The organism is Streptomyces sp. H39-S7, assembly GCF_027158205.1.
Classification (GTDB): domain Bacteria; phylum Actinomycetota; class Actinomycetes; order Streptomycetales; family Streptomycetaceae; genus Actinacidiphila.
The window spans coordinates 118374-142773 of sequence record NZ_JAPVLU010000008.1; the positions used below are offsets into that span (position 1 = coordinate 118374).

The 24400-nt window shown below is 71.4% G+C and carries 23 protein-coding genes; 14 read left to right on the forward strand and 9 right to left on the reverse strand.

Translation table 11 applies throughout. From position 1 onward, the window contains the following. Positions 1–467 precede the first annotated feature (467 nt). Both O3X23_RS09880 and O3X23_RS44115 read left to right on the forward strand, forming a co-directional pair. On the forward strand, positions 468–830 hold the full coding sequence (locus O3X23_RS09880) for a hypothetical protein (RefSeq protein WP_269270880.1): 363 nt from the start codon (positions 468–470) through the stop codon (positions 828–830). Positions 831–1041: 211 nt separating this feature from the next. Beyond that, a complete protein-coding gene (locus tag O3X23_RS44115; protein WP_443047807.1) occupies positions 1042–1452 on the forward strand; it encodes a chaplin in 411 nt (136 codons plus the stop codon). Positions 1453–1581: 129 nt separating this feature from the next. On the opposite strand, the gene O3X23_RS09890 is transcribed toward O3X23_RS44115, so the two are convergent. Further along, positions 1582–2568 carry an NAD-dependent epimerase/dehydratase family protein gene (locus O3X23_RS09890; RefSeq protein WP_269270881.1) on the reverse strand — a complete coding sequence of 329 codons (987 nt, stop codon included), beginning with the start codon at positions 2566–2568 and terminating at the stop codon, positions 1582–1584. A 284-nt stretch (positions 2569–2852) separates the two neighbouring features. On the opposite strand from O3X23_RS09890, the gene O3X23_RS09895 reads away from it, so the two are divergent. After that, positions 2853–3260 (forward strand): DUF2690 domain-containing protein, encoded by a 408-nt coding sequence (locus O3X23_RS09895; protein ID WP_269270882.1) that lies wholly within the window; start codon positions 2853–2855, stop codon positions 3258–3260. Between the two features lie 44 nt (positions 3261–3304). On the opposite strand, the gene O3X23_RS09900 is transcribed toward O3X23_RS09895, so the two are convergent. Together O3X23_RS09900 and O3X23_RS09905 are read right to left on the reverse strand one after the other, a co-directional pair. Then, entirely contained in the window at positions 3305–4342 is a 1038-nt protein-coding gene (locus O3X23_RS09900) for a cation diffusion facilitator family transporter (protein ID WP_269270883.1), read from the reverse strand. A 115-nt stretch (positions 4343–4457) separates the two neighbouring features. Continuing rightward, positions 4458–5636, reverse strand: a complete 1179-nt coding sequence (locus O3X23_RS09905; RefSeq protein ID WP_269270884.1) for a helix-turn-helix domain-containing protein — start codon at positions 5634–5636, stop codon at positions 4458–4460. A 249-nt stretch (positions 5637–5885) separates the two neighbouring features. Between O3X23_RS09905 and O3X23_RS09910 the strand changes: the two genes are divergently transcribed. Further along, entirely contained in the window at positions 5886–7145 is a 1260-nt protein-coding gene (locus tag O3X23_RS09910; RefSeq protein WP_269270885.1) for a YncE family protein, read from the forward strand. A gap of 19 nt (positions 7146–7164) precedes the next feature. Here the strand turns inward: O3X23_RS09910 and O3X23_RS09915 are convergent, their stop codons facing one another. Both O3X23_RS09915 and O3X23_RS09920 read right to left on the reverse strand, forming a co-directional pair. Then, positions 7165–7893: a DUF6585 family protein gene (locus O3X23_RS09915; protein WP_269270886.1), complete on the reverse strand. Its 729-nt coding sequence runs from the start codon at positions 7891–7893 to the stop codon at positions 7165–7167. 26 nt (positions 7894–7919) lie between these two features. Continuing rightward, the gene (locus O3X23_RS09920) at positions 7920–9038 is read right to left on the reverse strand and encodes a M20 family metallopeptidase (protein ID WP_269270968.1); all 1119 of its coding nucleotides are present in this window, start codon (positions 9036–9038) and stop codon (positions 7920–7922) included. Between the two features lie 218 nt (positions 9039–9256). On the opposite strand from O3X23_RS09920, the gene O3X23_RS09925 reads away from it, so the two are divergent. Further along, a complete protein-coding gene (locus tag O3X23_RS09925) occupies positions 9257–10156 on the forward strand; it encodes a LysR family transcriptional regulator (protein WP_269270969.1) in 900 nt (299 codons plus the stop codon). Positions 10157–10189: 33 nt separating this feature from the next. Here the strand turns inward: O3X23_RS09925 and O3X23_RS09930 are convergent, their stop codons facing one another. Then, on the reverse strand, positions 10190–11272 hold the full coding sequence (locus O3X23_RS09930) for a hypothetical protein (RefSeq protein ID WP_269270887.1): 1083 nt from the start codon (positions 11270–11272) through the stop codon (positions 10190–10192). Between the two features lie 341 nt (positions 11273–11613). Between O3X23_RS09930 and O3X23_RS09935 the strand changes: the two genes are divergently transcribed. The 4 genes from O3X23_RS09935 (at position 11614) to O3X23_RS09950 (ending at position 15123) form a co-directional block, all read left to right on the forward strand. Then, positions 11614–12318 (forward strand): NPP1 family protein, encoded by a 705-nt coding sequence (locus O3X23_RS09935; RefSeq protein ID WP_269270970.1) that lies wholly within the window; start codon positions 11614–11616, stop codon positions 12316–12318. A 316-nt stretch (positions 12319–12634) separates the two neighbouring features. Beyond that, positions 12635–13252 (forward strand): TetR/AcrR family transcriptional regulator, encoded by a 618-nt coding sequence (locus O3X23_RS09940; protein WP_269270888.1) that lies wholly within the window; start codon positions 12635–12637, stop codon positions 13250–13252. Continuing rightward, positions 13249–14163 (forward strand): SDR family oxidoreductase, encoded by a 915-nt coding sequence (locus O3X23_RS09945; protein ID WP_269270889.1) that lies wholly within the window; start codon positions 13249–13251, stop codon positions 14161–14163. The genes O3X23_RS09940 and O3X23_RS09945 overlap by 4 nt, the downstream gene beginning before the upstream one ends. A gap of 183 nt (positions 14164–14346) precedes the next feature. Then, positions 14347–15123, forward strand: a complete 777-nt coding sequence (locus O3X23_RS09950; protein WP_269270890.1) for a polysaccharide lyase family 7 protein — start codon at positions 14347–14349, stop codon at positions 15121–15123. A 365-nt stretch (positions 15124–15488) separates the two neighbouring features. On the opposite strand, the gene O3X23_RS09960 is transcribed toward O3X23_RS09950, so the two are convergent. Then, positions 15489–16088 (reverse strand): isochorismatase family protein, encoded by a 600-nt coding sequence (locus O3X23_RS09960; protein WP_269270971.1) that lies wholly within the window; start codon positions 16086–16088, stop codon positions 15489–15491. A gap of 166 nt (positions 16089–16254) precedes the next feature. Here O3X23_RS09960 and O3X23_RS09965 point away from each other — a divergent pair, with 166 nt between their 5' ends. The 3 genes from O3X23_RS09965 (at position 16255) to uvrA (ending at position 20787) form a co-directional block, all read left to right on the forward strand. Then, positions 16255–17493, forward strand: a complete 1239-nt coding sequence (locus O3X23_RS09965) for a GDSL-type esterase/lipase family protein (RefSeq protein ID WP_269270891.1) — start codon at positions 16255–16257, stop codon at positions 17491–17493. Positions 17494–17594: 101 nt separating this feature from the next. After that, entirely contained in the window at positions 17595–18170 is a 576-nt protein-coding gene (locus tag O3X23_RS09970; RefSeq protein WP_269270892.1) for a GNAT family N-acetyltransferase, read from the forward strand. A gap of 148 nt (positions 18171–18318) precedes the next feature. Beyond that, positions 18319–20787 (forward strand): excinuclease ABC subunit UvrA, encoded by a 2469-nt coding sequence (uvrA, locus tag O3X23_RS09975; RefSeq protein ID WP_269270893.1) that lies wholly within the window; start codon positions 18319–18321, stop codon positions 20785–20787. A 2-nt stretch (positions 20788–20789) separates the two neighbouring features. Here uvrA and O3X23_RS09980 read toward each other — a convergent pair whose 3' ends face one another. Next, a complete protein-coding gene (locus tag O3X23_RS09980; protein ID WP_269270894.1) occupies positions 20790–21713 on the reverse strand; it encodes an aldo/keto reductase in 924 nt (307 codons plus the stop codon). Between the two features lie 47 nt (positions 21714–21760). Here O3X23_RS09980 and O3X23_RS09985 point away from each other — a divergent pair, with 47 nt between their 5' ends. Continuing rightward, on the forward strand, positions 21761–22771 hold the full coding sequence (locus O3X23_RS09985; protein ID WP_269270895.1) for an ArsR/SmtB family transcription factor: 1011 nt from the start codon (positions 21761–21763) through the stop codon (positions 22769–22771). 87 nt (positions 22772–22858) lie between these two features. Here O3X23_RS09985 and O3X23_RS09990 read toward each other — a convergent pair whose 3' ends face one another. Beyond that, positions 22859–23779 (reverse strand): haloalkane dehalogenase, encoded by a 921-nt coding sequence (locus O3X23_RS09990; RefSeq protein WP_269270972.1) that lies wholly within the window; start codon positions 23777–23779, stop codon positions 22859–22861. A gap of 94 nt (positions 23780–23873) precedes the next feature. Between O3X23_RS09990 and O3X23_RS09995 the strand changes: the two genes are divergently transcribed. Then, positions 23874–24398: a MarR family winged helix-turn-helix transcriptional regulator gene (locus O3X23_RS09995; RefSeq protein ID WP_443047808.1), complete on the forward strand. Its 525-nt coding sequence runs from the start codon at positions 23874–23876 to the stop codon at positions 24396–24398. Positions 24399–24400 lie beyond the last annotated feature (2 nt).

Genomic DNA, 24400 nt, shown 5'->3' on the forward strand with positions numbered 1-24400 from the left:
CCGGCCCGCCCACCGGAACGCCCGCCGGATCGCGCGCCGCCCGCTCGTCCGACCCAGCATGCCCTGAGGTGTGTCCGAGCGAGGCGGAGTGCGACAGAAGATGCGTCGGGGACGGTCACCTGCGCTCGCTCCCGTGCTGAATTTGGTCGTACCTGTCGCCGCTCGGCGTTCGTCCGGGCCGCGCGCGCGGTAGCAAGGACGGGATCACCGGCGACCGCCCGCGCGGCATCCCGGCAGGTCGCGCGTCCGGTGTGCCAACCGTCCGCGCTCGACTTCCACCCAGGGGGCTTCATGACCTTCACCCGTTTACGCGCCTGCGCCACCACCGCGGCCACCCTCGCGGCACTCACCCTCGGCTCGGGCCAGGCGCTCGCCGACCATCCCAGCCCAGTGGCACTCCCGCACCCACCGCCCACGGCTTCGCGTACGACCTCCGCACCGGGGCATGGACCGACCTCGGCGACCGGATGTTCGCCCAGACCCGCGTGAGCGGCGACACCGCTGTCGGTTCGGACGGCCGCAGCGCCTGCACCGTCGATCTCACCACGGGCGTCCGGACGGCACTGGGCTCGAACCAGGGCCGCACCAGGATCGAAGGGATCAGCGGGAAGCTCGTCATCGGCGAGACCTACCCCACCCCCACTCTCGCCTTCGCGTACCGCACCGACACCCGCACGACCACGCTGCTGCCCGCGGCCGGCGGCCTCGTCTCCGTCGCGAACGGCGCCGACCGGAGGGGCTTCGTCACCGGGACCGCGGCGACCACCACCGACCCCGACACCGTCAACTCCACCTATCACGCCGTCCTGTGGACCCCGCACACCGGCTGACCGGCCGAGGCGGCTGAACCGGGCGTCCCCGCGCGTGCCGCTCCTCAGGATTCCTGATCGATGGCGGGCACCGGGTGCTCCGTTGCGGTGAGATGCCATTTATGTCCCGGCAAAGTCGGCGTGTTGGGGCGGTTTTCGAGGTGAATGTGTGGGCTTGATCCTCGGGTCTGTGCCGCAACCGGTGCGGTGCTCACTCGACAAGGAGATTTTGATGTCGCGTTTCGCCAAGGCCACCACGGTGGTCGCGGTCATGGGGTCCGCTCTGTTCGCCGGTGCGGGCATGGCCGCCGCCGACGCGGGTGCGCAGGCAGCAGCCATCGGTTCGCCCGGCGTCCTGTCCGGCAACGTGCTGCAGGTTCCCGTGCACATCCCGATCAACCTCTGCGGCAACTCCGTGAACGTGATCGGCCTGCTGAACCCGGCGTTCGGCAACACCTGCGTGAACGGCTCCGGTCACGACAAGTCCGGCGATGACGGGCGCAACAACGACCACGGTCGCCCGCACGGCTCGCACGGCCCGCAGGCCGGCCAGGAGACCCACGGCCAGCACAGCGAGCACGGCCAGCAGACCGGCCACCAGAGCCACAACCAGCACGGCGACAAGGACGACTGCGAGCACTGATTCGCGGCGTGTCCGACGGTGTGCCGGACCTTCCCGTACAAGGTCCGGCACGCCGCGCGGCACCCTTCGATCCGTGAACGTCGACGGGCCCGGCGGCACGCCCGCCGGGCCCGTCGGCCCTGGGGCCGGTCAGTCCAGCGCGGCCAGCAGTTCGCGCTCGCGTTCGCTGCTCAACCCCGCGCGGCGGGGCCGGTCCAGGCCCTGCTCCCGCTCCCAGCGCAGGATGTCCGCCAGCAGTTCGGCCCGGGGCCGGTGCCGCAGGCCGGCCGCGCCCGCCGCGTCGCCGTTGCGGTCGCTGAAGCCGATCCAGTCCGGGTCCGCCATCCACATCGCGAGCGACTCGGGGCCCATGAACTCGCCCACCTCCTGGGCGAGCAGCCACTCCCGGCCGGCCTCCACGAGCCGTCCGGTGTGGCCGCCGATCTCCCGCGACATCGCGAGCCACTGCCCGAAGGGCACGACCGGCCCGACCGCGTTGTAGGTCCCCGTCGTCCCGTTCTCCGCGCAGAGGACCAGCCACGCCGCGAGGTCCCGGGCATCGACCGCCTGGGTCGGCACGTCGAGGGAGTCGGGCACGAGCAGCGGCGCCAGCGGCTCGCGGGCCGACCGCGCGACCCAGTACCCGGTGCGGCCGGTGTGGTCGCCCGGGCCGCCGATCAGCCCCGCGCGGGCGATGAGCAGCCGGTCCGCCACCACGGCCGTCGAGGCCTGCTCGCACGCCACCTTGGCCTGCCCGTACTCCTCGCGCTCGACCTCGTCCCCCTCCGCCGCCGGGAGCAGTTCGGCGGACTCGTCCGCGTCCGGCTGCCCGTGCGTCGCGTACGCGCTGACCGACGACACGTACGTCCAGTGACCAGCGCGTTCGGCGAGTGCCGCCAGCGCCGCGCGGACGAAGCCGGGCTGCCACGACACCTCGAACACGGCGTCCCAGTCCTGGTCCGCCAGACTCTCGTAGGCCGACGCGTCGCGCCGGTCCGCGGTGACCAGGGTCGCGCCCTCGGCCACTTCGCCGCTCTCCCCGCGGGCCAGGCACGTCACCCGGTGCCCGCGCTCCAGTGCCTGTCGCGAGACCTCGCGACCCAGCCATGCCGTCCCGCCCAACACCAAGATTTTCATCGGGCCACTCAAACACCGGCCGCCGGCCCGCGCGACCGGACTTCGCCGACAGCGCAGAGGTTCACCGAGAGCGAAGCGCTCCGTCCGTCCCGTTGCGGCGTTCCGGTGAAGACCAAGGCCCCTGCGGGGTCGCGAGGGTGACACGCGCCGGAATCCCCGCACGACAACTACCCATAGGGGAGGCTTATCCCGTTCGTCCCCCGCCTGGGGGGTCGTGGCTGTCGGCTTCAGGCGGTACCGACCCGGTACCTGCCCGCTCCGGCAACCTGTCGAGAGGACCGCGGATGTCTGTGTTCAAGCGCCGGATCGCCGCCGGAGTCAGTGCCGTCGCCCTCATCGGGGGCGGGTTGCTCACGCTGGCTCCCGTCGCCGACGCGGCGGCCGGCGCACCGGTGGTGTGCGACACGGGCAGCGCCATGAGCAAGAAGACCGCGCACAACGGGAACATGATCATCGAGCTGCGTTACAACGCGGCCAGCCGGTGCGCCTGGGGCCGGATCAGCAGGGCGCAGGTGAAGAACCAGGTATGGGTGGACCGCTCGTCCAACGGCGGTTCGACGTGGACGGGTCCGATGGGGATGAAGCACCTGGAGTCCGGCACGGGCACGTACACGACCGCCTTCAACGACGCCGGCTACGTCATGCGGGCCTGCGGCTACAACGGCAGGACCGTCTGCACCGGCTGGTACTGACGGGCTCGCGTGCCGGTCCGCGCCCCCGCGTGGACCAGCACGTGTCAGCGACCCGCGGGGTGCTCCGCGGCCGCCCCGTCGAGGAGTTCCCGGTCCCGGCCGGCCCGGGAGCGGTCCTCGTCGGAGGCGTCGGTGATGTCGAGGAAGACATGGTCGGCGGTGGGCCACCTCTCCCGCATCTCGCCCTTGATCCGGCCGGAGATCTCCTCGACCTCCTCACTGTCCAGCCCGCCCACCAGGTCCACCCGTGCGGCGACCAGCGTGGAGTCCATCCCCAGCCGCATCGTCAGCAGCGAGGTGACGGCGTCGACCTCGGGCTGCTCGGCCAGGAAAGCCCGTATCCGCAGTTGCATCCCCGGATCGACGGCCTCGCCGATCAGCTGTCCGCGGGCGTCCTTGCCGAGCCGGTAGGCGACGTAGATGAGCAGGACGCCGATGGCCAGCGACGCGCCGGCCTCCCACTGCACCTGCCCGGTGACCATGTGCAGCGCCATGCCGGCGATGGCCAGCAGCACACCGATCACCGCTGTGCCGTCTTCGGCCAGCACGGTCCGCAGGGCCGGATCCTCGGCCAGCCGGATCTGCTGGAGCAGGCCGCGTCCCGCCTCGCGGGCCTGCCCGCGCAGCTGGAGCAGCGCCTTCGCCAGCGACGCCGCCTCGGCGAGCAGCGCGACGACCAGGACACCCAGCCCCACCAGATAGCCGGAATGGCTCTCCTCGCCGCTCGACCGCAGCGCTTCGACGCCCTGGAAGACCGAGAAGCAGCCGCCCATCGTGAAGATTCCCACCGCGGCGAGCAGCGACCAGAAGAACCGGTCCTTGCCGTAGCCGAAGGGGTGCTCGTTGTCCGGCGCACGCTTGCTGCGCTTGAGGGAGGCGAGCAGGAACACCTCGTTCAGGCTGTCCGCCACGGAGTGGGCGGCCTCGGACAGCAGGGCGGGGGATCCGGCGAAGAGTCCACCGACCGCCTTGGCGACGGCGATGACCAGATTGGCACCGAGCGCCATGAGAATCGTGACCCTGGTCTTGCCGTCCTCCCCGGACGAGCCACCCACGACCGCCTTGCCGGACTGCTCTGTCATCAGCGGACTGTCCTCCCGATCGCTCCTGTCGGCTTCGCCTACCCCTGCCGGACACCCGCACACCCGGCCCGGTGCCGCGCCGTCACGCCTCGGCGATCGGCCCGCGGGCGGCAGGTCAGCGCGGTCCGAGCCAGGTGCGCAGCGCCCACCACCAGTGGAGCGTGTCCAGGACGGCCGTCCGGCCCTGCGTGGTGAGCGCCTCCAGTGAGGTGCCGACGGTCTCCTCGAACCGCGTGAGCCGGTAGCGGATGGTGTTCGGGTGGACGTGCAGGGCCGTCGCGGTGCGGTCGAACCGCTGCCCGTGATCGAGGTAGGCGAGCACGGTGGCCGCGAGTTGCCGGTGGAAGGGATCAGCGGGGTCGAGCGCGCCGAGGAGCGTGCGGCTCAGCAGGTCCGCCATCGCGGGCCGGGTGGACAGTGCGCTCTGCCCGGCGAGGTCGGTGACGTGGTGCGGCCCGCGCAGCCCGAGCTCTTCGGCGGAGCCGAGAGCGTCCAGGCAGAGTGCGTACAGCGCACGGATCCGGTGCAGGGGGGCTGCGGGCGCGACCACCACCAGCGCCTGGACGTCGAGCGGTCCGGGCGGCGGGAGCCGGGTGGTGATCCCGGTCAACTTGCCGTCGACCAGGCCGAAGAGACCGGAGTTGCCGGCGAGCTGCCGCTCCAGGGCGCGGGCGCGTACGGGGTCGGTGACGTCCGACACGACGCAGTGGTACTGCCCCTGCGGTTGCAGCCCCGTGTCGGCCAGTTCGTCGGCGGACAGCGTGCGGGCGTCACCGAGCAGGAGTCGGCGCAACACCTGTGTGCGGACGTCGCGCGCCGTGCGCGCCAGCTCCAACTCGGCCTCGTGGTAGCCGGTGATGACGTGGATCTCCAGCGCGCCGGTGTAGCGGTCCGACTGCAGCAGGACCTCCAGCATGACCTCCGCGGGCACGCCCGCGGCCCGGGCCCGTTCCGTGGCGATCTGCACCGCACGGTTGCGGCCCGCCTGGACTCCGCGCAGCAGGGCGGTGATGGGCACGCCCTGCGCGGCCCGGTCGGCACCCAGCAGGACGGCCGCCTCGAAGTCCGGTTCGACGTCGGGCGCGGGTTCACCCGCTTCCCCGGGCCGGACGAACGCGGCCAGCCCGGCAGCGAGCATCACCTCGACGTGCCGCCGGTTCTCCGCGGGCGGCAGCCTGGCCACCTCGACGGAATCGGCACGCGCCGCCGCGACGACCTCGTCGACGACGGCCGGGTCGGCGGCCATGGCCCGGAACACCGCGGTGAGCGCGCTACGACCCGCTTCAGCCACCACGTTCTACCGCCTTCGCCCGGTGTCCAGGGCTGGTTGGGGCCGAGTCACAACCGAAGGGCACGTCCTTGGGGACCGGTGCCTATCGGTGGTGCGAGCGGCCTTGGTTTCCTGTGGACTACCGAAAAGTAACACCGGCGTGCCGTGCGGGAGACCCCCGTCGCCCGCACGGCGCCGCCCCGTATCCGTCCGAGCCGCGGTGCACTTCCGGTCGGCGGGCCCCCGTTCGACGCCATCGACTCCGGAGTCTCCATGAACGCATTCAAGCGCCCGAGGACCTCTCTCGTCCTGCTCGCCGCGACCCTGGCCCTCACCGCCGTGTGCACCGCCCCGGCCGGCGCCGAGCAGCCCCGGGCCGCCGACCCCCTCCGGGAGGTGCTGTTCGTCGGGAACAACTGGGACGGCACGGCCGACGTGGTCCGCTCCACCGGCACCTTCGCGAAGGTCGGGCACGTCAATGTGATCCCCGACAAGGCGCAGCGGCTCACCGAGATCTACCTCAACCCGATCCGGCTGGCCATCTACCTCGCCATCCAGCAGGGCCCCGGCGAGGGCCACGACCAGTACGTCGACGACATGTACACCACGCCGGACGGACGTTCCGTGGTCGTCTCCCGCCCGAGTTTCGGTGATGTGGTCTCGCTCGACCTCGCGACGGGCAAGGTCAACTGGCGCTATCCGGTGTCGGGTTACCGCTCCGACCACATGGCGCTGTCCCCCGACGGCCGGCGCGTCGTGGTCTCCGCCTCCCTGGCGAACGCGGCCTATGTGATCGACATCGAGACCGGCCGGCAGCTCGGCTCCTTCCCGACGGGCGCCAAGCCGCACGAGAACGTCTTCACCCATGACGGCAGATACCTGTGGAACATGTCGATCGGCGAGGTCCAGACGAACCTCGACGACCCGCTGTGGGACTGGACCAAGGGCGACCGGCACATCACCGTCGTCGACGGCGCCACCTACCAGCCGGTCCGGACCATCGACATGCGGGCCCGCCTCAACGCGTTCGGCCGCTCGGACCTCTCCAACGCCGTGCGGCCGGTGGCGTTCTCCCCGGACTGGTCGAAGCTGTACTTCCAGGTGTCGTTCTTCAACGGCTTCGTCGAGTACTCCGTCGCCACGGACAAGATCACCCGTGTCAAGACCCTGCCGGTGAACCCGGCCACGAATCCGGACCGGACCACCTGGCCCAACGACTCGCGCGACCACGGGCTGTCGATGAGTCCGGACGGTGCCAAACTGTGCGTCGCCGGCACCGTGGACGACTACGCCACGGTCGTCGACCGGGCCACCTTGCAGGAGGGTCCGCTCGTCCCGGCGTCGAAACCGTACTGGGCCACGCTGAGCGGGGACGGCAAGTCCTGCGTCATCTCCGAGAGCGGAGCGAACCAGATCACCGCGATCGACTTCGCCACCGGACAGAAGATCCTCTCCGTCCCCGTCGGCTACCACCCCCAGCGGGTCCGCCTCGGCCACGTGGCCGCCGACTGGACCGGACCGGCCGCCGGCTGACGATCCTCGCCCCGCGGCACTACCGCGGGGCGAGGTTGCCGACGAGGGTCAGGAACAGGTGCAGGTTCGCGATATCGCTGAGCGCGTCGTCGGACCACGGGCTGGACGCGCCGGCCCTCATGACGCGCACCCTGCCCGCGGCGACACGGCACTCCTGGAGGTCGGACCAGGGCAGCTCGCCCTTGCCGCGGGTGTGCAGGCCCGTGCTGGAGAGCGTGTGGGGGCCGAAGTTCACCGTCCGGCCCTCGATGACCGCCTCCAGGGACGTCTGGCCCTGGGCCCGCACCACCGCGTGCTGCATCCACGGTCCCCAAGTCTGGGGGTTGTCGTAGAACTCCGTGATCGTCGCGCTCGTGATGCCCGGGCCCACCACGGAGTAGCGATAGGTGGTGGGGCCGGGCACCCCGTTGACGAACGTCTGGGTGATGTCCTGGAAGAGGCGGACGGACTCCCAGCGCAGGACGGTGGCACCGGCGCCGAACTGCGGGTGCACGATCAGTCCGTGCTCGAACAGGAACAGGCGCTTCGCGGCCTGCTTCCGGCTGAAGTTCGGCAGTCGGCGCAGCCACCAGTAATACAGCAGGCCCGGCAGGACGAGCATCGCCAGAAGGTGGACGGTCAGGAAGATGTGCAGGGCCACGAGGACCCTGCCGATCGGCTTGGGGGCGAACTCGGCCTGCAGAGCGCCGAGCTGGTGCCGGGCCGCCAGTTCACCGGCCTCGGCCGGCAGCCGCTTCGGCGGTGTCACGGGCGCTGTCCTCGATCGGTCGGGGATCATCGCGGGACCCGCGCGATCAGTTCCGCCAGCAGCCGCGTACGGGGAACGATCCGATCGACCACGACGTGTTCGGAATCCGCGTGGGCTCCGCTGCCGACGCCGCCCAGGCCGTCCAGCGTGGGGCAGCCGACGCCCGCGGTGAAGTTGCCGTCCGAGGCACCGCCGACCGCGATCCCCCGCAGCGGCTCCTCACCGAGTTCCGCGGCGATGCCGGCGGCGAGCACGAACAGTTCGGCGGACGACTCCGGTTCCATGGGCGGTCGTCGGCTGCCGCCCAGCACCTCCAGCCGCGCCCCCGGCGTCCGGGCGGTCAACCCGCGCAGCAGAGCGTCCGTCCGGTCCTGCGCCGCCCGACTGGGCACCCGCACGTCCACCGATATCCGCGCGAGCGCGGGCACCGTGTTCACCGTGCTGCCTGCCACCAGGAGGGTGGGCGTGATGGTCACGGCTCCCATGGCGGATCCGGCGCTGTCCGGGTTCACGCCGTCCGCGGTGCCAACAGCTGCCGCGAGGCCGGCGACGGCCAGGACCTGATGAGCCGCCTCGACCGCGGCGTTGACCCCCTTCTCCGGCTCCAGCCCGGCATGCGCGGCCTTGCCGTGCACCACCACCTCGTAGCGCGACGTGCCCTTGCGGGCGGTCTTCAACGCGCCCTGTCCGTTCGCGGAGGCCTCCAGTACGAAGGCGGCCGCGCAACCGCGCGCGGAGTGCTCGATCAACGCCTGGGACGTCGGCGAGCCCACCTCCTCGTCCCCGTTGACCAGCACGCACACACCGTCCAGGGACGGCAGCGACGCCAACGCGTGGAACATCTGCACCAGCCCCGCCTTCATGTCCAGGACCCCCGGACCGCGGGCCACCCCGTCCGCCACCGACCACGGGTGGCTGCGCAGTGACCCCGTCGGCCACACCGTGTCGTGGTGCCCCACCAGCAGCACCCGCGGCGTGCCGAACACCCACCGCAGGTGCGTCACTTCCTCGATCACGATCCTCTCCGGCGCGGCGCCCAGCAGCCTGGCGCCCAGGTCGCCGACCACGTCGGCGCTGCGGGCCAGCGCCTCGTGATCGGCGGAGAAGGACTCGCAGAGCACGAGTTCCTCCAGGTCGGCCAGCATCGCCGCCAACTCGACGGGCGCTCCCGCGGTCACCGGCCCGGCTCCATCTCAACTCGCGGTACCACCAGCACGCTGCCTCCTCGAATGTGAACGCGGGGGCGGCGGTATCACCGCGCGCCGGTCCGACCGGCGCGACCGCGGCCCCGGATGTGACGCTAGGACCGGAGCAGGCATTCCACCAGCGACTAGAATGCATCGCAGCCATGACTGGGGGGAATGTGTTCGAGATCGACGCACTGCGTCTGCTCGTCGCCGTCGCCGACACGGGGTCGTTCACCCGGGCCGCGGCCCGGCTCGACTACACCCAGTCCGCCGTCTCCCGCCGGATCGCCTCCCTCGAACAGCGGTCAGGCGGCCCGCTGTTCGAACGACTCCCCCGCGGCGTACGCCTGAACCCGGCAGGCCATGCCCTGCACCATCACGCCGTGGAGGTGCTCGAGCGCCTGGCCCGGGCGGCCCAGGAGGTCGCCGCCATCCACGCGGGACAGGGCGGAACGCTGCGCGTCGGCGCGTTCGCGACTGCGAACATCTCGCTGGTGCCCGCCGCCCTGCGGGCGTTCCAGCGGTCGCGGCCGGACATCGACGTCATCGCCGTCGAGGGCCGCAGCAACACCCTGACGCAACGCCTCGCCGACGGCGCCCTGGACCTTGCGGTGATCAGTGACTACCCGTCCGGTCTCCCGACGGCCGAGGGCGTCACGACGACCGAACTGCTGCGGGACGAGCTGCGCGTCCTCCTGCCCCGCGAGCACCCGCTGGCCGCGGCCGCGACGGTCGACCTGCGCGACCTGCGCGACGAGGCATGGATCCAGGACTCCCCCGCGGGCCGCCCGGCCATCCTCGACGACGCCTGCGGCCGGGCGGGCTTCACTCCCAGGAAGCTCATCAGGATCGCGGAATGGACCGGGAAGTTCGGCTACGTCGCCGCCGGCCTGGGGGTCGCGCTGGTTCCCGCCCTGGCCGCCCGGGCCGTGCCGGCCGAACTCGTGCTGCGCCCGCTCGACAACCCCCTCCCCCACCGCACCCTGCACACCGCGCTGCCCACCGCACCCCTGCCCGCGGCCCTGATCCTGCGAGACCGGCTGCACGCGATCGCCGACGGCACCACCACCCGCTGACAGCCCCGGCGACCGGACGCCGCGGGCCCCGCGTCAGCGAGCGGCGCGCTGGGTGACCCGGCCCTGAGCGTCCGCGAGCAGGAAGGCGGACCGGTGCGCGTCCGACACGGTCACGCGGATGAGCGGGGCCTTGGTCCCCGGGTCGTGGCCGACGGCGATGCGCCAGGTGCCGGTGTCACCGATACCGGACGTGGCGCGCGCTTCACGCACCAGGCCGGGGAGCCGTTCGTACGGCAGGGTGCGCAGATCGATCGACGGGTTCGAGGCGCTCGCGTCCCGCGGGCCGATGCCGCGGGCCGACATCCGGTGCTCCTCGATGGTGAACTCGACGGCCGTCGGTGAGTGTGCCGCGATCATCGCGGCGGCGGTCCGGCGCATCTGCCCGTCCAGCAGCATCGACTCCGACGTCTCCGTGGTCGTCGCGCTCAGCGAGAAACTGCTCGTCGAGGGCGAGGAGGCTCCCGTGCCTCCGGCCCGCACCCCGCCCTCGTCGTCGAACAGTTCCGCGCGGAAGAGCAGAACGACGACCGCCGCGCCGACGAGCAGTCCCGCGACGCCGATCAGGCAGCACGAGCCCCACGTGTTCGGATCCGTCACCACAGCGGACTCCGGGGCGGAGTCCAGCCGCGCTTCGGCCGCCCTGGCGGCCCACTCCGGATCGGGCTCGGTGATGATCCTGGTGGCCCACGGCTCGTCGGCGGGATACTCGACCACCACGATGCCGCGGGGCCGGTAGTCGGGGACGTCGACCAGGTTGATCGGCTGGGAGAACTCCACCCGGTAGGCCGCACGGTCGTCGGGCGCCACCGTCAGGACGAATCTGATCGGAACGTCCGCCGACTCACCGCTGGTGGCCCGCCGGCTCTCGATCATGGCGAGGGCCCGATGCTTTTCCCGCCGTGGCGTCCGCGCGCGTTTCCGTCGCGCCGCGAGCGTCATCACCACGAGCGTGAGCGCGAAAAGGCCGCCGCCGGCGCACCACAGGGCTACGTCCCGGATCACGATTCCGACGACGACGCACGCCGCGGCGGCACCGGCCATTGCGGCGGCCAGGAATCCACGGGCCAGGACGGCCGGGCCCGCACGACGGGGACCGGGGGTTTCAGTGATGGTCACGGGGCGATTGTCCCGTTAACAGGCCTTCACCGAAAGATCTTTGAGTAAACCGCCGGTGGAACAGCCGGAGTCCTCACGAATGAGTTCGGCATTCATGTCCGGGACACCGGACCTTTCGTCCGGAGGACTTCTGCGGTCGGCATGACCCTCGTAGAGTGCCCCATTCCGGCAAGAAATCCGGGTGAGGATTCTCACCCCAAATGTATTGCTATGGAGTTGATGTGCGCAGCATGCTGTCGTCGACGATGAGCCCCGGGGAAGCGGCGGACCCCCGTCCGCCGCGCAGGGGCAGAATCCGCCGGTCCGCGATCGCGAGTGTCCTCAGCGCGGCGGCTCTCGTGATGGTGCTCCCGACCGACGCGAGCGCCTCCGTCCTCGCGCCGCTGCCCCAGAACGCCGACGGGCTCGAGCAGACCTTCTCCCCGGCCTTCGACTACGACGGGGACGGCTGCTACGCGACCGCCGCCATCGGCGCCGACGGCACCCTCAACCCCGGCCTGAAGCCCGGCGGGGACGTCAACGGGCACTGCCACGACTACCCGCAGCTGGCGAACGCCAACACGTACTCGCGCGAGAAGTGCAACAACGGCTGGTGCGCGGTGGTGTACGCGGGCTACTTCGAGAAGGACCAGGCCACCCTCGGGCCCGCGGCCATCGGGCACCGGCACGACTGGGAACACGTCGTGGTCTGGATCAACGACAACCAGGTCCAGTACGTCTCCACCTCGCAGCACAGCGGATGGAAGGCGTACCCCCGGTCGGCGGTGCGCTTCGACGGGTCCCACCCGAAGGTCGTCTACCACAAGGACGGCGCCTCGACGCACTTCTTCCGCCTCGCGAACTCCAACGACGAACCGCCGGAGAACGTCACCGGTAGCTGGTCCTATCCGCGCCTGGTCGGCTGGAACGGGTACCCGGCAGGTTTGCGCGACAAGCTCATGAACGCGGACTTCGGCTCGGCCACGATCAAGATTTCGGACAGCACCTTCAACGACGCCCTCAACAACTCCAAGCCCGCCGGGATCCCGTTCGACCCCTACGCCTGACATCAACTCAGCACCGTGGGGCCCCCGTTGCGCACGTTCTCGAATGCACACGCGAAGTGCGAGTGTTCGACTCAATACGGTTGATTCTCGGCCAGATTCCCCAGGCGCGGTAGCCGTGCGTAGATCGCTCGCGTACGTTCAGTTCTCGTTGCACATGGCCAGCAGCGACAGCGGAGGTTCGGCCGTCGTCCCGTGGGGGGAACGGCGGCCGGGCTTCCGGCTCGACCCCCGCACCCACCCCAGCCCCTCGCTTGCGGTGCCGGCGACCTCATGTTTTAGTAAATGAACGTGCATTTACTCGCTTCAGGGAGTCGTGGTGACAGGACGTCCTCGGGGAGTGCATGACTCGGCGATCCTGCGGACGACGGCGGAGGTGATCGGCCGCGTCGGTCCCTCGCGGCTGACCTTGGCGGTGGTGGCCCGCGAGGTGGGGATGGTTCCCGCCACCCTCGTGCAGCGGTTCGGATCCAAGCGCGGCCTGCTCCTGGCGCTGGCCGAGCAGTCGGCGAAGGACGCGGACGCGCTGTTCGGGCGCGCGCGACCGGCACACGAGTCGCCCCTGCAGGCGCTCGTGACGCTGACAGTGGAGTCGATGGCTCCCATGTCCTCCCCCGAGGCGTACGCCAACCACCTGGCCTTCCTGTGCGTCGATCTGACCGACCCGCCGTTCCACCAGCACGCCCTGGCCGTGCAGCAGGTCCAACGGCGAGCCGTGGAGAGCCTGCTGGCGGAAGCGGTGTCCACCGGCGCGCTCCGCGCCGGAACCGATGTCGCCGCGCTGACGCGGTCCGTGCAGGCGGCTGCCGCGGGCACAGGTCTGATGTGGGCCCTCGACCGCCAGGGCACCCTGGCGGAGCGGCTCGAGCAGGGGATCGAGACCGCGCTCTCCTCCCACCTCCCACCCCACGACCGGCCGGCCCAGGAGAAACCGTGAGCAACGAGGACACCCGGCCACTGACCGGAAGAGTGGCCCTGGTCGCCGGAGGCACCAGGGGCGGCGGACGGGGTACCGCCGTCGCCCTCGGCGCCGCGGGGGCAACGGTGTACGTCACCGGTCGCAGCACTGCCGCCGGACGCTCCGACCTGGACCGGTCCGAGACCATCGAGGCCACCGCGCAGGCGGTCACCGCCGCCGGAGGGCTGGGAATCCCCGTGCGCACCGACCACAGCCGCCCGGACGAGGTCCGCGCCCTGGTCGAACGCGTCGCCACGGAACAGGACGGCCGGCTGGACATCCTGGTCAACTCCGTGTGGGGCGGCGATCCGCTCACCGACTGGGAGCACCCGCTGTGGGAGCAGAACCTGGACACCGGGATCCGGCTGCTGCGGCAGGCGGTCGAGACCCATGTGATCACCAGCCGCTTCGCGCTTCCGCTGATGATCGCCCGTGAGCGCGGTCTGGTCGTCGAGGTGACCGACGGCAACACCGCCCGCTACCGCGGATCGTTCTTCTACGACCTCGCGAAGGCCTCCGTGATCCGCCTCGCCGTCGCGCAGGCGGCCGAACTGCGACCGCACGGCGTCGCCGCCGTCGCGATCACGCCGGGCTTCCTGCGGTCGGAGGCGCTGCTGGAGCACTTCGGCGTCACCGAGGACAACTGGCGGGACGGCGTGGCCAAGGACCCGAACTTCGCGCACTCCGAGACTCCGGCCTACCTGGGACGGGCGATCGCCGCGCTGGCGGCCGACCCCGACGTCATGGCCAAGAGCGGTCGGGCACTGGCCACCTGGGGCCTGTACGAGGAGTACGGATTCACCGACGCGGACGGCACACAGCCGGACTTCGCCGCCCACTGGGCCGCCTCCCTGGAGGAGGAGTACGGGCCGCTCGGAGAGCCGCTCTGACGTTTACTCAGCAGCGAATTGTTCATGGATATGAACAGAACGTAGTGACCTGAACCGGAGCGAAGAACTCCGCGCGCGGACAGGACCGTTGACGCTGCCATGGAGTCATGCTATTCAGATCTGGCGCACCGTTGGACTAGACCTAGTTCACATCCATGAACACCGCGCTGGAAGGCCCCCCACATGAAATCTCGTTCCAGAATCCTCGTCCTGGCTACCGCCGCCGGCATAGCCGGCACGATCGGCCTGCTGGGCACCACCGCCGAGGCGACGTCCCCCTCCGTCGCGCCCGGTGGCAACTTCAACCTGTCCGTATGGCAGTTGCAGGAGCCGGTCGGCTCCCCCGGCTCGCCCACCACGATCTCCTCGTCCCGGCTCCAGGGCGCGAACGGGTTCCAGGACTCGTACTTCTACACCGACACCCGCGACGGAGCGATGACCTTCTGGGCACCGGAGAAGGGCGTCACCACGCCCAACTCGAACTACGCCCGCTCGGAACTCCGCGAGATGAACTCCAACGGCAGTTCGGCGAACTGGTCACTCGGCGGAGCCCACAAGCTCAACGCGACCCTGCGGGTGGTGTCCGTGACGAAGAACGTCTGCGTCGGACAGATCCACCTCGGCACGGGCGGTTCCTCCACGAAGCCGCTGATCGAGCTCTACTACCGCGCGAACGGCGACATCGTCGCGGGCCTCGAGAACTCGCCCGCCGGCGGCCAGACGACGCACACCGTCGGCCACGTCGCGGTCGGCAAGACGTGGAGCTACACGATCGCCGTCTCAGGCGGTCACACGATCGACCTGACGGTCAACGGCAGCACGACGCACTACACGATCCCGTCGTCCTTCAACCCCTACAAGCAGTACTTCAAGGCCGGCTCGTACAACCAGTCGTCCTCCAGCAGCACGACCCAGGGCGCACGCGTCGCCTTCTACGGGCTGACCGTCTCCCACAGCTGAGCGGCTCCTCGGCCCGGCACGTGAAAGGCCCGGCGCACCGGTGCGCCGGGCCTTTCACGTGCTGCGGCGCGAAGTCCCGTCCGCGTGCGTCCCTCAGCCCAGGAACGCCGCGACGGTCGTCACGAACGCCCGCGGGTCGTCGAGCCACGGGAAGTGGCCCGATCCCGGCTGAACGACGAGTTCGGCGTCCGGGAACAGCGCGGCGACTTCGGTGCCCGCGGCACGTCCTCGCGGAGCCGCGCAGTCTCGCGCCGGGTCTCCCCGGTGATCGCGACGCCGACGGCAGCGGGGCGCCGTCGCCGAACACGTGGTAGGCGAGGTCGTTACCGTCCTGCGCGGAAAAACGGGGCAACATCCGCTCCAGGTCAATCGCGGGTGGGGTCGACAGGCCGTGCGGGCGGGGCGGTGAACGTCACGTCCGCGGCGTGCGCGATGACCTCGGCCCCGCTGCCGAGGGCCCACTCGGCGACCCGTGAGACCGTGGCGGCGGGAATCCCCTCGCTGATCCCGGGTGCCGCCGGGATGTCCTGCGTCGCGTGCGCGTCGTGCGGCAGGACCACCCGGTATCCCCGCGCCAGGGCGGTTCGGGCCGTCGCCTGGACACACATCTCGGACATCACCCCGCAGACGGCGAGGGCGCGCACCCCCGCGTCGGCCAGCAGGACGCCCAGCGACGTCCCGTCGAAGCCGTCGTCCTTCGGCTTGCGGATCACGACCTCCGCCGGGCCGGCCTCAATGGGGTGGTGCAGCTCCCAGCCGGGCGTGTGCGGCTCGTCCTCCGCTCCGTCCGCTCCGTCGTTCTGCAGATGGACGATGAGCGCACCGTCCTTGCGGGCCCGCGCGATCAGATCCGTCGTCCGCTCCACGAGACGTTCCGCCGCCGGCACCGCCCCTTCCCCGGAGACGAAGGCCGACTGGAGGTCCACGACGATCAGGCTCTCCACGGGCAGCACGCTATTGACCATGGCGCCCATCATGACCTGGGCCGTCACACACCTCCACCGAATTACGGCATCAGGGCTTCGCAACGGTCATCCCGCCAGCCTAGGGCTGGTGTCGGCACCAGCGGTGTCGTATGCGGCCAGCGGAAAACCCTGTGCGCACCACGTATCCGGTTGACAAGGTGGGATCATGACGTCTCAGCACGACCCCGGCCCCGGCTCCGCCACCCCGCCCCACGAACCGGAGTTGACCGGCCCGGAGTGGACCACCACGCCCGTCACGGCTGATCTGCTGCGCGGCGCGCTCGACCTGGAGCACACCGAGCGCGGGCTGCTGCCGCACCGGCTGCCCGCGTGGGCCCGCGCCCAGTGCGCCGACGAGCAGCTGGCCTCGGTGGAGGCCCAGCCGTCCGGAGTACGGCTGGTCTTCCGCACCCGGGCCACGGCGGTCGAGCTGGACACCCTCCGGACGAAGACGACGTATGAGGGCGCCCCGCCCCGTCCGGACGGCGTGTACGACCTGCTCGTCGACGGCCGGCTCACCGCGCAGGCCAGGGGGGCGGGCGGCGACACGGTGGTGGTGGACCTGACCACCGGATCGAAGGAGGAGCGGCCGGGGCCGGTCGGCACCGTCCGGTTCCCCGGTCTGCCCGACCGGATGAAGAACGTCGAGATCTGGCTGCCCCACAACGAGCAGACCCGACTGGTGGAGCTGCGCACCGACGCCCCCGTGGAGGCCGTGCCGGACGACGGCCGCAGGGTGTGGCTGCACCACGGCAGTTCGATCAGCCACGGCTCCGACGCCGCGAGCCCCACCACGATCTGGCCGGCAGTCGCCGCCTCCCTCGGCGGCGCGGAACTGATCAACCTCGGTCTGGGCGGCAGCGCGATGCTCGACCCGTCCACCGCGCGCGCGATGCGGGACACCCCTGCGGACCTCATCAGCGTCAAGATCGGCATCAACCTGGTCAACGGCGACGTGATGCGGCTGCGCGCCTTCACCCCGGCGGTGCACGGCTTCCTCGACACCATCCGCGAGGGACATCCCACCCTTCCGCTGCTCGTCGTCTCACCCATCCTGTGCCCCATGCACGAGGACACCCCGGGCCCCACCGCACCCGACCTCAGTGACCTCGGGGAAGGGAAGATCCGGTTCGTGGCCACGGGTGACCCGGCGGAACGGGCCCTCGGGAAGCTGACGCTCAACGTCGTCCGGGAGGAACTGGCCCGCATCGTCAAGCAGCGGGCGACCGACGATCCGAACCTGTACTACCTCGACGGCCGCGACCTCTACGGCGACGCGGACTTCGCCGAGCTGCCGCTGCCCGACCAACTGCACCCGGACGCGCCCGCCCACCGCCGCATCGGCGAACGCTTCGCGGCGCTGGCCTTCGGGACCGGCCGGCCGTTCGCGGACGGGCGGGCCTGAGTCACCCGCACAGCACCGCCACGCCCACGGGAGACCACCGGGCGACGCCGGTGGCCGTGCGAAGATCCCTGAACCGCTCACGACCGCCGAGGAGGACGAGAATGTTCGCGATATCGCTGGGTGACGGAGCCGAACTGCGGCCGCTGGAACCCTGGCATGCCGAGGAGTTCCTCGCCCACATGGACCGCGGCCGCGAATACGTCGGCCAGCACGTCGGGCTGCCCGACGCCACCGCCGACCTCGACTCGACGCGGAACTGGCTCCAGTCCTACGCCGACAAGACCGCCGCCGACGCCGGACGGTTGTACGGCATCTGGCTCGACGGGCTCCTCGTCGGCGGTGTCCTGTTCCGGGTCTTCGACGCGAAGGCCGAGACCTGCGAGGCGGGCTGCTGGCTGGAGCCGGCCGCCGCGGGGCGCGGTCTGGTCACCCGCGCGGCGCGCGTCATCATCGACTGGGCGATCGACGTACGCGGCATCCACCGCGTGGAGTGGCTGGTGTCCTCCAAGAACACCCCGAGCATCAACGTGGCCAAGCGGCTCGGCATGAGCCGCGACGGGGTCCTGCGGGAGAGCTCCCTCTACCGGGGCGTCCGGCAGGACATCGAGGTCTGGGCGGTACTCGCCCCCGAGTGGCGTTCCGCACGCGCCGCCGAGTCGCCCCGGACCGAGCCGTAGCCCGGTGGGGGCGGTCCACCCTCCGTGATCACCGGCCTCCACGACGGTGACGGTCCGCCCCCGCCCGGATGCCGAAGCGGGCCGGGCGGGTCAGGCTGGAGAGGCGGAAGCCGACCCGCGGCCGGCCGCTCCCGGGCAAGGAGGGGACGTGCGGAACGATGCGACCGACCACTTCGTCCAGGTCCGGGGCGCGAGCGAGCACAACCTGAAGAACATCGACGTCGACGTCCCCCGGGACGCGATGGTCGCCTTCACCGGAGTCTCCGGTTCCGGCAAGTCCTCCCTGGCCTTCGGGACGCTCTACGCCGAGGCCCAGCGCCGGTACTTCGAGTCCGTCGCGCCGTACGCCCGCCGCCTGCTCCAGCAGGTCGGCGCACCGCAGGTACGGGAGATCACCGGGCTGCCACCGGCCGTGGCCCTGCAGCAGCGTCGGGGAGCCCCCAGTTCGCGGTCGACGGTCGGCACCCTGACCACGCTCTCCAACCTGCTGCGGATGCTCTACTCGCGCGCCGGTACCTACCCGCCGGAAGCTCCCCGGCTGGAAGCCGAGTCCTTCTCGCCCAATACCGCGGCCGGCGCCTGCCCGCGGTGCCACGGGCTGGGCGAGGTGCACGACGTCGCCGAGGACCTGCTCGTCCCCGACCCGTCGCTGAGCATCCGGGACGGCGCGATAGCGGCCTGGCCCGGTGCCTGGCAGGGCGCCAACCTGCGCAGCATCGTGAGCGGTCTGGGGATCGACATCGACAGGCCCTGGCGCAGACTCACGAAGAAGACCCGCGACTGGCTGCTCTACACCGACGAACAGCCTTCGGTGTACATCGAGCCCGAGCCCGAGCGGATCGACTACGGCTACTTCGGGACGTTCTGGAGTGCCCGCGCACACGTCATGCACGTCCTCGCCGACTCCAAGAGCGAGCGGATGCGCGAGCGGGCGCTGCGCTTCGTCCGGAGCGTGCCCTGCCCCGTGTGCGAGAGCAGCGGGCTGCGGCCGGAGGCGCTCGCGGTGACCGTCGCCGAGCGCTCCATCGCCGAGGTCAACGCGCTGCCGCTCACCGAGGTCGTCGCGGTGCTGGGGCCCATCGCCGCGCTGACCGACGCGGGGGCCACCACGTCGACCGCCCTGTCCGGGGAGACCACCGAGGTCGCGGTCCGGATCTGCGCCGACGTGGTCGCCCGGGTGGAGGTGCTGCTCGACCTCGGCCTGGGCTACCTCAGCCTGGGGCGCAGCTCGACGACCCTGTCGCCGGGCGAGGCACAGCGGCTGCGGATCGCCACCCAGCTGCGTTCAGGGCTGTTCGGCGTGGTCTACGTGCTCGATGAGCCGTCCGCGGGTCTGCACCCGGCCGACGCCGAACCGCTCCTGGACGTGCTCGACCGCCTGAAGGCGTCGGGCAACTCGCTGTTCGTCGTGGAGCACGACATGGATGTCGTACGACGGGCGGACTGGGTGGTCGACATCGGCCCTGGCGCGGGCGAGGGCGGCGGACGGGTCCAGTACTCCGGCCCGGTACCTGGCCTGGAACAGGTCGAGGAGTCGGCCACCAGCCAGTACCTGTTCGGCCGGGCGCGGCGGCTGGAGCACCGCCTCCGCGAGCCGCAGGGCTGGCTGCACCTGCGCGGCGTCTCCCGCCACAACCTGCGCGATGTGTCCGTCGGGATACCGCTGTGCGTGCTGACAGCGGTGACGGGGGTATCCGGCTCCGGCAAGTCGACGCTGGTCACGCAGGTCCTCGCCGAGGTCGTGCGCAACCATCTCGGCGTGGCGCCCGAGGAGGACGAGGAGGCGGATGACGAGATCGACGTGCGGGACGCGACGGGACTCGAGTCGTTCGACCGGCTGGTCCGCGTCGACCAGCGGCCCATCGGCCGCACTCCCCGGTCCAATCTGGCAACGTACACGGGGATGTTCGACGCGGTCCGCAAGCTGTACGCGGCCACGGACGAGGCGAGGGCGCGCCGGTACACCCCCGGGCGCTTCTCCTTCAACGTCCCGGAGGGGCGCTGCGAGTCCTGCCAGGGTGAAGGGTTCGTCGCGGTCGAACTGCTCTTCCTTCCCGGGACGTACGCGGCGTGCCCGGCGTGCCATGGCGCGCGGTACAACGCCGAGACGCTCGAAGTGACCTATCGGGACAGGAACATCGCGGACGTGCTGGCGATGACCGTCGACGAGGCCGCCCCGTTCCTCGCCGACGTCCCGGCCGCCTCCCGGAGCCTGGAAACCCTCCGGGAGGTGGGACTGGGGTACCTCCGGCTGGGCCAGCCGGCGACGGAACTCAGCGGTGGCGAGGCCCAGCGCATCAAACTCGCCACCGAGCTGCAGCGAGCGCGCCGCGGCCACGCCCTCTACCTGCTCGACGAGCCGACCGCGGGACTCCACCCCGCGGACATCGCACTGCTGCTGCGGCAACTGCACCGGCTCGTCGACGCCGGCAACACGGTCGTCCTGGTCGAGCACGACCTGGATGCGATCGCCACCGCCGACTGGGTCATCGACCTGGGGCCCGGCGGCGGGGACGCCGGCGGCCGGGTGGTCACGACGGGCACTCCGGCGAAGGTCGCCACATCCAGGCGCAGCGCCACGGCGCCCTATCTCGCGCGCCGGCTGGTCCGCTCCTGAGTTCACTCCACGCCCTCCCGGGTGTGGAGGGCGTCCAGAACGGCCAGCTCGTCCGCGGACAGGCGCAGGGCGCCGGCGGCCACGTTCTCCACGACGTGCTCCGGGTCCCCGGTGCCGGGGATGGCCAGCACCTGCGGACCGCGGTGCAGCGTCCACGCGATGCGGACCTGCGCCGCGGTCGCCCCGTGGGCGCGCGCCACGGCGAGCACCTCGTCGCTGTCGGCGCCGCTCGCACCGGCCGCGCGTCCCGCGCCGGCGATCGCGTAGAACGGCACGAACGCGACCCCCTGCTCGCCGCAGAGCCGTACGAAGTCGTCCTGATCGGACCGGACGCCGAGGCCGTACAGGTTCTGCACGCACACCACCGGCGCGATGGCCTGGGCCTCGACGAGGTGTTCCGGGCGCACGTTGGACAGGCCGAGGTGGCGGATGAGACCGGCGTCCCGCAGCCGGGCCAGCGCGCCGAAGCGCTCGGCGATCGAGTCCGTTCCGACGATGCGCAGGTTCACCACGTCGAGGTGGTCACGGCCGAGTTGGCGCAGGTTCTCCTCGACCTGGCCGCGCAGTTGCCCGGGGGTGGCGTGGGGCTGCCACTCCCCCGACGTGTTCCGGCTCGGTCCGACCTTGGTGGCGATGACGAGATCGTCCGGGTAGGGGGCCAGCGCCCGGTTGATCAGCTCGTTGGCGGAGCGCAGCGACGAGAAGTAGAACGCGGCGGTGTCGATGTGGTTCACCCCGAGTCCGACCGCGCGGCGCAGGACGCGGATCGCGCGGCCCCGGTCGCTGGGGGTGGCATCGGCCTCGAACGCCGCACCGTGCTGCGTCAGGCGCATCGCGCCGAAGCCGATCCGGTTGACGGTCAGGTCGCCGAGGTTCCACGTGCCCGCGGCCGGGGCGCCGGCGGTGGTGATCGCTGGTGAGGTCATGCCGGAAGGATGGCCAGGCGGATAGGGTGACGACCACTGATTAAGGCATGCCTGAATCCTTGGGGGTCGCCATGCTGGCGGTGCTGGCGTTCTCCGCAAGCGATCTGGCACAGATGCGCTTCTGCGTCTCCCCGATGTGGGAGGCGGGAACGAGCTTCAAGCTGCTCAACTCCGGCTCCGCACATCCGGTGCACCGGCCCTGGATCGAGCAGGTCCGGCCCCGGGTGGCGGCCGCCGGCCTGGACCGGGGGTGGCTCGCCGAACTGATTCCGCCGACGGGCTACGTTCCCGACTTCCTCAACCCGGCACCCGTCGGACCGGCTCCCGCGCTTGCCGAGGAGCTGGCCGGAATCCTGGCCGCACCGGCCGACCGGGTACGCCGGGAGCTCGACCGGGTCGAGCAGGACCAGGGGTTCCTCGGCCCGCGCCTGCGGGCCCTGCACGCCGATCCGCAGGCCCGCATGGTCCGGGTGGCGGAGGAGATCACGACCTACTGGGAGCTGGCGCTCGCCCCGTACTGGGCGCGGATCCGGGCGGTACTCGACGCCGATGTCTTCCACCGGGCCCGGCAGGTGGCCGAACACGGCGTGGGCCGTCTCTTCAACGATCTGCACACGTCGGTGAGTTGGGACGAGAACGCGCTGCGGCTGGCCCGCCGGCAAGGGAGCCTGTCCCGGCAGAACGCCGGGGCGGGACTGCTGCTGATCCCGTCGGCCTTCACCGGGCAGCGCCCGCTCACCCGGGTGACGCCACCGGACCCGCCCCAACTCGCCTACCCTGCGCGCGGCATCGGCGCGCTGTGGGAAAGCCGGCCCGTCCCCCGCACCGATGCCCTGGCCGCCGTACTCGGCCGCTCACGGACGTTGCTGCTGACCGAACTGGCGACCCCCGCCTCCACCACCGAACTGGCCCGCCGCACGGGGCTCACCGCACCCGCGGTGTCCCAGCACCTCACCGCACTGCGCGACGCGGGCCTGCTCAGTGCCCACCGGGCCGGCCGCTCGGTGCTCTACGCCCGCACGTCCGCGGCCGAAGCCGTCCTGGCCGCCCCACGGTAGAGCCGCGACCTTCAGGCGGGCGCGCTCAGCCAGGCGCCGATGCCGGCCATCGCGCGGGGGCCGAGGCCGGAGCCGGCCCGCGGCGCGTCAGGACGGCGCCACGCCCCCGGTTCCGCTCAGGGCCTGTGCGTCCAGCCAGCGGCTGATCGCCTTGCCGATCGCGTCGGGCTGGTCCTCCGGAGCGTGGTGTCCGGCCGGGCCGCAGTGCTCGATGTCCAGGGACGCGATGTTCTCCCGGCTCCAGGCGATCATGTCCTCGCCGATCAGCAGGGTGGGCGAGGAGTCGAAGGTGAGCAGCAGCTTGGGGACGTCGGCACTGGCTGCCAGCCAGGCGTCGTAGGCCGTGATGCGGGCGACGACGTCGGCCGGTTCACCGTCGATCGGCATCATCCGCGGCCAGGCCAGCAGGGGACGGCGACTGCGCGGGGTCGGATAGGGATCGCGGTAGGGCTGGACGTCGGCCGCACCGAGCGGGTTCAGGACTCCCCCGGTGAAGGCGGTCTCGATGAAGATGTTCTCCTCCAGCACCAGCTGCTCGCCGACTCCGGGGGTGCGGAAGGCCTCGAACCGGGACCGGGCGGGAGCGGGCATCTCCGCGGAGGACAGCGGCTTGAGCATGGTCTCCAGCAGGGCGATCCCGCGGACCCGGCCGGGGTGGCGGGCGGCCCAGTCCAGCGCCAGGGCGCCGCCCCAGTCGTGGCCGACCAGGACGACCTCGCCCAGATCCAGCGCCTCGAACCAGGCGTCGAGGTAGCGGGCCTGGTCGGCGAAGCTGTAGTCGATGTCGGGCTTGCCGGAGGCGCCCATGCCTATCAGGTCGGGCGCCAGGGTGCGGGCCTGGCCGGCGACGTGCGGGGTGACGTTCCGCCACAGGTGCGAGGAGGTCGGGTTGCCGTGCAGGAACACCACGGGCAGGGCGCCCGTCCCGGTCTCGGCGTAGGCGATGTGGGAGTCGATGACGCTGACAGCGGCCATGGTCGTGAGGTCCTTTCGTGCGGAGTTCCGCATTCCGTTCATTCGATGAACGTTTATTGCACTAACGGTTGAACGAGGACGACGATATACCGTTAGTGTCACTAACGCAACGGGTAGGATCAGTGCCATGACGACTGAGGACGCCAAGGCCACCGCGGCGAAGAGCGCGCAACCCAGTGACGACGGCATGGACGACCGGGCGACACCGGACCGGCTGCGCACCCTGCCCAGCCGACTGCTGGTCCGGACCGCGTCACACGCCGATCGGCTGGTGAGCGAGGCCCTGGCGACCGAGAGCGCCCGCAAATGGCACTTCGTGGTGCTGGTCGCCCTCACCGAGTCGGGCCCGGCCAGCCAGTCGACCCTCAGCACCCGCACCGGGATCTTCCGCAGCGACATGGTCGCCGTCATCAACGACCTCGCCGACCGGGACCTGGTGGAACGCGCGCCCGACCCCGACGACCGCCGCCGCAATGTCATCACCGCGACCCCGCGGGGCCGCGCGTATCTGCGCCGTCTCGACGACATCATCGACGCGGCCCAGGACGACCTGCTCGCCCCGCTCGACGAGACCGAGCGCCGTCAGCTGACCGGCCTGCTCACCCGCCTGATGAACCACCACTCGAAGGCGGCACCGCACGCCGGCAGGTGAGC

Coding starts and splice junctions, on each gene's coding strand:
- O3X23_RS09970 (WP_269270892.1), top strand. CDS start 17,595: ATGTTCGCGATATCGCTGGGTGACGGAGCCGAACTGCGGCCGCTGGAA.
- O3X23_RS44115 (WP_443047807.1), top strand. CDS start 1,042: ATGTCGCGTTTCGCCAAGGCCACCACGGTGGTCGCGGTCATGGGGTCC.
- O3X23_RS09980 (WP_269270894.1), bottom strand. CDS start 21,713: ATGACCTCACCAGCGATCACCACCGCCGGCGCCCCGGCCGCGGGCACG.
- O3X23_RS09985 (WP_269270895.1), top strand. CDS start 21,761: ATGCCTGAATCCTTGGGGGTCGCCATGCTGGCGGTGCTGGCGTTCTCC.
- O3X23_RS09935 (WP_269270970.1), top strand. CDS start 11,614: ATGGTGCTCCCGACCGACGCGAGCGCCTCCGTCCTCGCGCCGCTGCCC.
- O3X23_RS09910 (WP_269270885.1), top strand. CDS start 5,886: ATGAACGCATTCAAGCGCCCGAGGACCTCTCTCGTCCTGCTCGCCGCG.
- O3X23_RS09960 (WP_269270971.1), bottom strand. CDS start 16,088: ATGGTCAATAGCGTGCTGCCCGTGGAGAGCCTGATCGTCGTGGACCTC.
- O3X23_RS09895 (WP_269270882.1), top strand. CDS start 2,853: ATGTCTGTGTTCAAGCGCCGGATCGCCGCCGGAGTCAGTGCCGTCGCC.
- O3X23_RS09900 (WP_269270883.1), bottom strand. CDS start 4,342: ATGACAGAGCAGTCCGGCAAGGCGGTCGTGGGTGGCTCGTCCGGGGAG.
- O3X23_RS09965 (WP_269270891.1), top strand. CDS start 16,255: ATGACGTCTCAGCACGACCCCGGCCCCGGCTCCGCCACCCCGCCCCAC.
- O3X23_RS09995 (WP_443047808.1), top strand. CDS start 23,874: ATGACGACTGAGGACGCCAAGGCCACCGCGGCGAAGAGCGCGCAACCC.
- O3X23_RS09950 (WP_269270890.1), top strand. CDS start 14,347: ATGAAATCTCGTTCCAGAATCCTCGTCCTGGCTACCGCCGCCGGCATA.
- O3X23_RS09990 (WP_269270972.1), bottom strand. CDS start 23,779: ATGCGGAACTCCGCACGAAAGGACCTCACGACCATGGCCGCTGTCAGC.
- O3X23_RS09890 (WP_269270881.1), bottom strand. CDS start 2,568: ATGAAAATCTTGGTGTTGGGCGGGACGGCATGGCTGGGTCGCGAGGTC.
- O3X23_RS09880 (WP_269270880.1), top strand. CDS start 468: ATGTTCGCCCAGACCCGCGTGAGCGGCGACACCGCTGTCGGTTCGGAC.
- O3X23_RS09920 (WP_269270968.1), bottom strand. CDS start 9,038: ATGCTGGCCGACCTGGAGGAACTCGTGCTCTGCGAGTCCTTCTCCGCC.